Here is an 8,634-nt window from a genome sequence, read left to right on the forward strand (position 1 = left end):
GCTCCGGCCAGTCGCTCACCCACCATGATCACCGCGCCCGGCTGCCGCAGCAGGTCCGTGATGCGCTGTGCGACAGCGGGATCGACGAGTCCGGCGGTGTCGCCGCCGCGCAGCGCCTCCAGGATGTGTGGTTCGGCGCCGGGGGCCGCCGGCACCAGGGTGCCGGACATCTTCTCCAGCCCCGGGGTCAGGAAGGGAGCGAGGCCGAACACCGCCGTGCCGTTCTTGCGGGCAGCCTTGCGCAGCCGCAGGTACACGATCGGCGATTCCTCTTCCGGCTCGAATCCGACCAGCAGCACCGCCGGAGCCTGCTCCAGCGCACCGTAGTCGACGCTGATGCCCTGTCCGGCGACGCGGGCCGCCAGGAAGTCGGCTTCCTCGGCGGAGTGGTCGCGGGAGCGGAAGTCGATGTCATTGGTGCCCAGCACGACGCGCGCGAACTTCGAGTACGCGTAGGCGTCCTCGAGGGTGACGCGTCCGCCCACCAGCACCGCCGCATTGCCGTGCGCCCCGGCCATGCCGGCGGCCGCGGCGGCCAGCGCCTCCGACCAGGAGGCGGGGGCGAGCCGACCGTCCCAGCCGCGCACCATCGGGGTGGTGAGCCGGTCCCGTTCGGTGGCGTACTGGAAGGCGAAACGGCCCTTGTCGCAGTTCCATTCCTCGTTCACCTGCGGATCGTCACCGGCCAGGCGACGCATGACCTTGCCGCGCCGATGGTCGGTGCGCTGGGCGCAGCCGGAGGCGCAGTGCTCGCACACCGCCGGGCTCGAGACCAGGTCGAAGGGTCGCGCACGGAACCGGTAGGTGCTGCCGGTGAGCGCGCCCACCGGGCAGATCTGCACGGTGTTACCGGAGAAGTAGGAGTCGAAGCTCTCGCCCTGGGCGATGCCGACCTGCTCCAGCGCACCGCGCTCCATGAGTTCGATGAACGGGTCACCGGCCACCTGCTGGGCGAAGCGGGTGCAGCGGGCGCAGAGCACACACCGCTCCCGGTCCAGCAGAATGGCCGAGGACAGCGGAATCGGCTTGGGGTAGGTGCGCTTCTCGCCTTCGAAGCGGGACTCCGCGCGGCCGTTGGACATGGCCTGGTTCTGCAACGGGCATTCGCCGCCCTTGTCGCAGACCGGGCAGTCCAGCGGGTGGTTGATGAGCAGCAGCTCCATCACGCCCTCCTGTGCCTTGGCGGCCACCGGCGAGGAGAGCTGCGTGTGCACCACCATGCCGTCGGCGACCGCCATGGTGCAGGAGGCGACGGGTTTGCGCTGTCCCTCCACCTCGACGATGCACTGGCGGCACGCGCCCACCGGCTCGAGCAGCGGGTGGTCGCAGAAGCGCGGGATCTGAATGCCGATCAGCTCGGCCGCCCGGATCACCAGGGTGCCCGCGGGCACGCTGACGGTGGTGCCGTCGATGGTGACGCTCACCAGATCGGCGGGTGCGGTGTCGCTGTCGTTGCTGCTGACTGTCGCGGTCATCGCGCTCCTTCAGCCGTATCCGCCCAGACGGTGGTCCGGGACGGGTCGAAAGGACATGCGCCGTACCGGATGTGGTCGGCGTATTCGTCGCGGAAGTACTGCAGCGAGGAGACGATGGGGCTGGCGGCGCCGTCGCCGAGGGCGCAGAAGGATTTGCCGTTGATGTTGTCGGCGATATCGGCCAGCTTGTCCAGATCGGTGCTGTGCCCCTGCCCGCTTTCCAGGCGTTGCAGCAGCTGCACCAGCCAATACGTGCCCTCGCGGCACGGTGTGCACTTTCCGCAGGATTCGTGGGCGTAGAACTCGGTCCAGCGCAGCACCGCCCGCACCACGCAGGTGGTGTCGTCGAAGATCTGCAGCGCCTTGGTGCCGAGCATGGAGCCCGCGGCGGCGACACCCTCGTAATCCAGTGCGACGTCGAGGTGTTCGGCGGTGAACAGGGGAGTGGAGGAACCGCCGGGTGTCCAGAATTTCAGCGTGTGGCCCGCACGGACGCCGCCCGCGTAGGACAGCAACTCCCGCAGGGTGATTCCCAGGGGCGCTTCATACTGCCCCGGTCGCGTCACGTGACCGGAGAGCGAGTAGATGGTGGTGCCCGGCGATTTCTCGGTGCCGAAGGACCGGAACCACTCGACGCCACGGGCGAGGATACCGGGCACCGACGCGATGGACTCCACGTTGTTGACCACCGTCGGGCAGGCGTAGAGCCCGGCCACCGCGGGGAACGGCGGGCGTAGACGCGGCTGCCCGCGCCGACCCTCCAGGGAGTCCAGCAGCGCGGTCTCCTCACCACAGATGTACGCGCCCGCTCCGGCGTGCACGACGATCTCCAGGTCGTAACCCGAGCCGAGAATATTGCGGCCGACATAGCCCGCCGCGTACGCCTCCGCCACGGCGGTCTGCAGGCGCCGCAGTACCGGCAGTACCTCACCGCGCAGATAGATGAAGGCGTGCGAGGCGCGAATCGCGTAGGCGGCGATGATGACGCCTTCGACCAGCAGGTGCGGGCTGGCCATCATGAGCGGAATGTCCTTGCAGGTGCCCGGTTCCGACTCGTCGGCGTTGACGACCAGGTAGTGCGGCTTCTCGATGCCGTCCGGGCCGGGGCCCTGCGGGATGAAGCCCCACTTCATGCCGGTGGGGAAGCCCGCGCCGCCGCGGCCGCGCAGCCCCGCGTCCTTGACGGTGGCGATGACCTCGTCCGGGTGCATCTTCAGCGCCTTGGGCAGGGCCCGGTAGCCCTCCTGGCGGCGATAGGACTTCAGGGTCCACGACTCGGGCTCGGCCCAGTGCCGGGTGAGCACCGGCGTCAATGTCGTCACTGAGCGCCTCCGTCGGTCGGATTTTCTTGCACCGCATGCACACCCGCGAGGGTTGCCGGTCCGGGCGCGCCGTCGTTCGCGCCGGGGCGCTGATCCGGATAGCCGGCGAGGATGCGGGCGGTTTCGCGGAAGGTGCACAGCGGTGCGCCGCTGCGGGTGCCGGTGACCTGCTCGCCACGCCGCAGCGCGTCGACCAGCGCCCGTGCCGATTCCGGCGTCTGGTTGTCGAAGAACTCCCAGTTCACCATCATGACGGGCGCGTAGTCGCAGGCCGCGTTGCACTCGATGTGCTCGAGCGTGACCGCGCCGTCGGCGGTGGTCTCGCCGTGCCGGATTCCCAGATGCTCCTTCAGCGTCGCGAGGATCTCGTCGCCGCCCATGACCGCGCACAGCGTATTGGTGCACACGCCCACGTGGTAGTCGCCGGTGGGTGTGCGCCGGTACATCGAGTAGAAGGTGGCGACCGCGGTCACCTCGGCATCGGTCAAACCCAGCTGCCCGGCGCAGAATTCGATGCCGGTGCCGGAGACGTAGCCCTCCACCGACTGCACCAGGTGCAGCAGCGGCAGCAGCGCGGAGCGCGGATGCGGGTAGCGCGCGATGATCTCGCGAGCCTCCACCTCCAGGCGGTCGTGCACCTGTTGCGGGTAGGGAATCGGCCTGGTGGTCAGGTTCAGCAAGATCTCGGTCATCGGTCCACCCCTCCCATCACCGGGTCGATACTCGCCACCGAGGCGATGACGTCGGCGACCATGCCGCCCTCGCACATCGCCGCCACCGCTTGCAGATTCGTGAAGGAGGGATCGCGGTAGTGCACCCGGTACGGGCGGGTGCCGCCATCGCTGACCATGTGCACGCCGAGTTCGCCGCGCGGGGATTCCACCGCCGTGTAGACCTGTCCGGCCGGCACCCGGATACCCTCGGTCACGATCTTGAAGTGGTGGATCAGCGCCTCCATGGAGGTGCCCATGATCTTGCCGATGTGCTGCGGCGAGTTGCCGAGTCCGTCCGGACCCAGCGCCAGATCCGCGGGCCAGGCCACCTTCTTGTCGCTCACCATCACCGGGCCGGGCCGCAGCTTGTCCAGGCACTGCTCGACGATCTTGAGCGATTCCTTCATCTCGTTGACGCGAATCAGGTAGCGCCCGTAGCAGTCACAGCCGGTATCGGTCATGACATCGAATTCGTAGTCCTCGTAGCCGCAGTACGGCTGGGACTTGCGCAGATCGTGCGGCAGGCCGGTCGAGCGCAGCACCGGACCGGTGATGCCCAGCGCCATGCAGCCGGTGAGATCCAGATACCCGACATTGCGGGTGCGGGCCTTCCAGATCGGGTTCTCGTTGAGCAGCAGTTCCAGATCCCGCAGGCGTTTCGGCATGATGGCCAGCAGTTCGCGCACCTTGGTGACGCCGTCTTCCGGCAGATCCTGCGCCAGGCCGCCGGGGCGGATGTAGGCGTGGTTCATCCGCAGACCGGTGATCGTCTCGAACACATCGAGGATGAGTTCGCGCTCTCGGAAGCCGAAAAGCATCGGGGTGAGCGCTCCCAACTCCATGCCACCGGTCGCGAGGGCCACCAGATGCGAGGAGATGCGGTTGAGCTCCATGAGCATGACCCGCACGACGCTGGCGCGCTCGGGAATGTCGTCGGTGATGTCGAGCAGCTTCTCCAGCGCCAGGCAGTACGCGGTCTCGTTGAAGAACGGCGACAGGTAGTCCATGCGGGTGACGAAGGTGACGCCCTGCACCCACGGCCGGTACTCGAGATTCTTCTCGATGCCGGTGTGCAGGTAGCCGATTCCGCACCGGGCCTCGGTGACGGTCTCGCCCTCGATCTCCAGAATGAGTCGCAGCACCCCGTGTGTGGAGGGGTGCTGGGGACCCATGTTCACCACGATGCGCTCCTCGGCGACACCGTCGAGCGCGGCGGAGATCTCGTCCCAGTCGTTGCCGACCACCGTCACGGCGCGTTCCGGCTTCGGATCGTGCGGTGAGACGGGTGTTTCCGGCGCACCTGAACCTGTGCGCCGGGTGTCGATGTCGTTCATCAGGAGTAAGCCCTCCGCTCGTCGGGCGGCGGGATGCGCGCGCCCTTGTACTCGACCGGGATTCCGCCGAGCGGGTAGTCCTTGCGCTGCGGGTGCCCGCGCCAGTCGTCGGGCATGGAGATGCGGGTCAGCGAGGGATGACCGTCGAACAGGATGCCGAAGAAGTCGTAGGTCTCCCGCTCGTGCCAGTCCGTGGTGGGGTAGACGGCATAGAGCGAGGGGATGTGCGGGTCGGCGTCGGGAGCCGAAACCTCCACCCGCAGACGGCGATTGTGGGTGATGGAGTTGAGCTGGTAGACCGCGTGCAGCTCCCGATCCTGGTCGTCGGGATAGTGCACGCCGCTCACGCCCAGGCACAGCTCGAACCGCAGCGCCGGATCGTCGCGCAGGGTGCGGGCGACCGCGACCAGGTGTTCGCGGCGTACGTGCAGGGTGAGTTCGCCGCGGAAGACCACGATCTTCTCCACGGCTGCCTCGAACTCCGCGCCGAGCGCCGCGCGCAGGGTGGCGACGAGTCCGTCGAAGTAGCCGCCGTAGGGCGGTTCGGTGCCGCCGGGCAGCGTGACGGTGCGCACCAGGCGGCCGTAGCCGGAGGTGTCGCCGGTGCCGGAGACCCCGAACATGCCGCGCCGCACGCCGATGATCTCATCGGGTGCGGGTCCGGATTCCGCTGTGCCGTTGTCGTTCTCGGTACCGTTGTCGTTCTCGGTTTCGTCCTGGATCGGACCCGCCATGCTCGGTGGTTCGATCGGTTCGTTCGATTCGCCGTGCTTGCGTTCGTCCACGGCCGCCTCCGGGGGACTCTCGGTCCTACTGGGTGAATCGAAGGTCATCGCAGTAGACCCCTCATCTGAATGGTCGGGGTGGAGGCCAGGGCGGCGGCCTCGGCGGCCTTGATCGCTTCCTCGCGATTGACGCCGAGGGGAGCCTCCTGAATCTTCTCGTGCAGCTTCAGGATCGCGTTCAACAGCATCTCCGGCCGCGGGGGGCAGCCGGGCAGGTAGATGTCGACCGGAACCACGTGGTCGACGCCCTGCACGATGGCGTAGTTGTTGAACATGCCGCCGGACGAGGCGCACACGCCCATGGCCAGCACCCATTTCGGTTCGGTCATCTGGTCGTAGACCTGGCGCAGGACGGGTGCCATCTTCTGGCTGACCCGCCCCGCGACGATCATGAGATCGGCCTGGCGCGGCGAGGCGCGGAACGCCTCCATGCCGAAGCGGGCGATGTCGAATCGCCCGCCGCCGGTGGCCATCATCTCGATCGCGCAGCACGCCAGGCCGAAGGTGGCGGGCCACAGTGAGCCCTTGCGCAGGTAGCCCGCCATATCCTCGACCGTGCTCAGCAGAAACCCGCTGGGCAGCTTTTCCTCGAGACCCATATCGGATTCTTCTCCAGACTTCTCGCGCCGGACCCGCGTGCGGGCGCACCGGCGCTGATCGGAATTCCCGGTAGCCGTCGTTCGATTCAGCCCTGTCGCACGCGAATCAGTCCCAACTGAGTCCGCCGCGCCGCCACTCGTAGGCGTAGGCCACCGAGACGTTGAAGATGAACAGCGCCATCGCCGCCAGGCCGAACAGGCCGAGCGAGTCGAAGTGCACCGCCCACGGGTACAGGAACACGATCTCGATGTCGAAGATGATGAACAGCATCGCGGTGAGGTAGTACTTCACCGGAAAGCGTTGTCCAGCAGCGTTCCCCGGGCCGCCGGCGATGGCGTGCGGCGTCGGTTCGATACCGCACTCGTAGGGTTCGAGCTTGGCCCGGTTGTAGCGCTTGGGGCCGATGAGGGCCGCGAGAGCTAGCGAGAACAGTGCGAACGCCGCGGCGACCGCACCGAGAACAAGAGTCGGCACCTCGATATTCACAACCGCACTACCCCTCCTCCTACCTGGCGGCGACCGCGGGCCTTCGTGGTTACGCAGGCTGCCGCCTACGGGTTGACCCGGTCGCCGCGCGCGAGCTGGACGCATTCGGACGGCATGCTGCCGAGGCGGGCTGACATCGTCGTCATGCCGGGCCAGTCTCGCCCCTCAGGCACTCGTCGAGGATGCGGGCGGTCGGGATCTGGCACGGCGGATTAATACCGAATCGGACTGATACCTCGGCTCGCATCCCTGTGAGCTACGGCACAGCCTACAACTCGGACGTCGGGATGCAGCAATTTTCGGCGCGGCGTTTGATCGAATTCGGAACGCCCATTCATGACCAATCGGACGCAATGGGCGAACGTCACGTGACGGGGTGGGTTACGCCGCCGTCCGGTTGCGCAGTACCCCGACAACGGCGTCGGTGAGTCGGATCGGATCGATCGGATGCGAGACCGCCGCGTCCGCGCGCGACCAGTTCGCCAGCCAGACATCGTCCGGGCGACCGGTGATCACAACCAGTGGTGGACAGTCGGCGATCTCATCCTTGAGCTGTTTCGCCAATCCGAGTCCACCGGCGGGCTGCGCCTCACCGTCCAGGATGGCGATGTCGACCTCACCGGCGTCCAGGCGCTCGATCACCACCGGAGCGGTCGCCACCTCGAGGTAGTCGAACTGCTCCAGTTCGGGACGCGGCTTTCGACCCAGGGCCAGCATGATCTGGCTCCGGGTGTCGGCGTCGTTGCTGTACACGAGCACCCGCAGCGCGGCGGGACGTTTCGCTTCGGCCACGTTCGGCATGGTACGTGCCGGGGGTGGCTCCGCGCGGCAGCTTCGCGCTTTCGGTCCGCGCGTCGCCGCAGAATCTTCGCAACACGGACACCTTGAGTCCCGCCCGGTTCGTTCAACATCCGCATTAACGGTCGAATCGCAATCGTTGCTGGTCACGGGCGGTGAATCGCGAGATCCTGGAGGCATCGACGTCGAATTCACTGGGTGGTGGACAGTATGCGAATTTCCGAGATCCTGCGCAGGAAAGGTTCCGATGTAGTCACGATCGCACCCGATGCCACGGTGCACGCACTGCTGGAAATCCTCGCTACCAACAATGTTGGCGCGGTGGTGGTTTCGCCGGATGCGTCCTATATGGTCGGCATCGTCTCCGAGCGCGACGTGGTACGTGCCCTGCACCGACACGGCGCCGTCGTCCTCGGGCAGCCGGTCTCGGAAATCATGACCGACGTCGTGCACACCTGCTCTCCGGAGGACCGCGTCGAAACCCTCAATGCCCGGATGACCGAGCACCGCATCCGCCACCTACCCGTGGTGCGCGACGGCCGCATGATCGGCATCGTCAGCATCGGCGACGTGGTGAAGAGCCAGATCGCCGAACTGGAGACCGAGCGCGAACACCTGGTGCAGTACCTGCACGGATGAGACAGCGCGCGCATGTATGCACTCAATGCCATTGCGTGGTCGTGATATCCCCAATAGATCTGCGGATGCAAGGAACGCCCCGGATTTCTCCGGGGGCGTTTCCGTATTCGATTGTGCAATTGCAGTGAATGTGAGCGAAACCTGCCGATCTCGGGCTGGCACTGGCCGAGATCGGCGTCGCCGATCGTGTGCGGAGTTGTTCAGCGGGGTCGCCACAGGGTCTCCGGTGCCACTAACGCGGCGAGTTCAAGGACCGCGGCACCAGCGGGTGTGCCGTCCGCTGAGGTGAGGTTGGGCGCGGGGCAATGCCCGATCGAGGTCAGTCCTCGGGGTTCGAGCGGGCGTACAGGGTCATCGGGCGCGAGGTTCAGTGCGGTGCGGGCTGTGGCGCGCATGGTCTCGGACTTCGATGCCCCCGTGGAGAGTTCGTGCATGAATGGGCCAGCGAATCTCTGGAACGCGGATTTGGGTAGCATCGTCCA

General features: G+C 67.0%; 9 protein-coding genes. 1 reads left to right on the forward strand and 8 read right to left on the reverse strand.

Annotated features, from left to right (window positions below; translation table 11 throughout):
* The 8 genes from QK444_RS26775 to QK444_RS26810 form a co-directional block, all read right to left on the reverse strand.
* On the reverse strand, window positions 1-1,475 hold a 1,475-nt coding region (locus QK444_RS26775), incomplete at its 3' end, for an NADH-quinone oxidoreductase subunit G (protein ID WP_282784872.1).
* Window positions 1,472-2,797: an NADH-quinone oxidoreductase subunit NuoF gene (gene nuoF, locus QK444_RS26780; RefSeq protein WP_282784874.1), complete on the reverse strand. Its 1,326-nt coding sequence runs from the start codon at window positions 2,795-2,797 to the stop codon at window positions 1,472-1,474. The genes nuoF and QK444_RS26775, both read right to left, overlap by 4 nt.
* Window positions 2,794-3,489: an NADH-quinone oxidoreductase subunit NuoE gene (gene nuoE, locus QK444_RS26785; RefSeq protein WP_282784876.1), complete on the reverse strand. Its 696-nt coding sequence runs from the start codon at window positions 3,487-3,489 to the stop codon at window positions 2,794-2,796. The genes nuoF and nuoE overlap by 4 nt, the downstream gene beginning before the upstream one ends.
* Window positions 3,486-4,844 (reverse strand): NADH dehydrogenase (quinone) subunit D, encoded by a 1,359-nt coding sequence (nuoD, locus tag QK444_RS26790; protein WP_282784878.1) that lies wholly within the window; start codon window positions 4,842-4,844, stop codon window positions 3,486-3,488. Before nuoD ends, nuoE begins: the two co-directional genes overlap by 4 nt.
* A complete protein-coding gene (locus QK444_RS26795) occupies window positions 4,844-5,578 on the reverse strand; it encodes an NADH-quinone oxidoreductase subunit C (protein WP_282784886.1) in 735 nt (244 codons plus the stop codon). Before QK444_RS26795 ends, nuoD begins: the two co-directional genes overlap by 1 nt.
* A 95-nt stretch (window positions 5,579-5,673) precedes the next feature.
* On the reverse strand, window positions 5,674-6,228 hold the full coding sequence (locus QK444_RS26800) for an NADH-quinone oxidoreductase subunit B (protein WP_029927522.1): 555 nt from the start codon (window positions 6,226-6,228) through the stop codon (window positions 5,674-5,676).
* Between the two features lie 106 nt (window positions 6,229-6,334).
* Entirely contained in the window at window positions 6,335-6,715 is a 381-nt protein-coding gene (locus QK444_RS26805; RefSeq protein ID WP_282784881.1) for an NADH-quinone oxidoreductase subunit A, read from the reverse strand.
* Window positions 6,716-7,096: 381 nt separating this feature from the next.
* Window positions 7,097-7,516: a hypothetical protein gene (locus QK444_RS26810; RefSeq protein ID WP_282784882.1), complete on the reverse strand. Its 420-nt coding sequence runs from the start codon at window positions 7,514-7,516 to the stop codon at window positions 7,097-7,099.
* Between the two features lie 207 nt (window positions 7,517-7,723).
* Here QK444_RS26810 and QK444_RS26815 point away from each other — a divergent pair, with 207 nt between their 5' ends.
* A complete protein-coding gene (locus tag QK444_RS26815) occupies window positions 7,724-8,152 on the forward strand; it encodes a CBS domain-containing protein (protein WP_282784884.1) in 429 nt (142 codons plus the stop codon).
* Window positions 8,153-8,634 lie beyond the last annotated feature (482 nt).

This window comes from Nocardia sp. CC201C (genome assembly GCF_030010695.1).
GTDB classification, from domain to species: Bacteria; Actinomycetota; Actinomycetes; order Mycobacteriales; family Mycobacteriaceae; genus Nocardia; species Nocardia otitidiscaviarum.

Coding starts and splice junctions, on each gene's coding strand:
- nuoE (WP_282784876.1), bottom strand. CDS start 3,489: ATGACCGAGATCTTGCTGAACCTGACCACCAGGCCGATTCCCTACCCG.
- QK444_RS26810 (WP_282784882.1), bottom strand. CDS start 7,516: ATGCCGAACGTGGCCGAAGCGAAACGTCCCGCCGCGCTGCGGGTGCTC.
- QK444_RS26795 (WP_282784886.1), bottom strand. CDS start 5,578: ATGGCGGGTCCGATCCAGGACGAAACCGAGAACGACAACGGTACCGAG.
- QK444_RS26815 (WP_282784884.1), top strand. CDS start 7,724: ATGCGAATTTCCGAGATCCTGCGCAGGAAAGGTTCCGATGTAGTCACG.
- QK444_RS26800 (WP_029927522.1), bottom strand. CDS start 6,228: ATGGGTCTCGAGGAAAAGCTGCCCAGCGGGTTTCTGCTGAGCACGGTC.
- nuoD (WP_282784878.1), bottom strand. CDS start 4,844: ATGAACGACATCGACACCCGGCGCACAGGTTCAGGTGCGCCGGAAACA.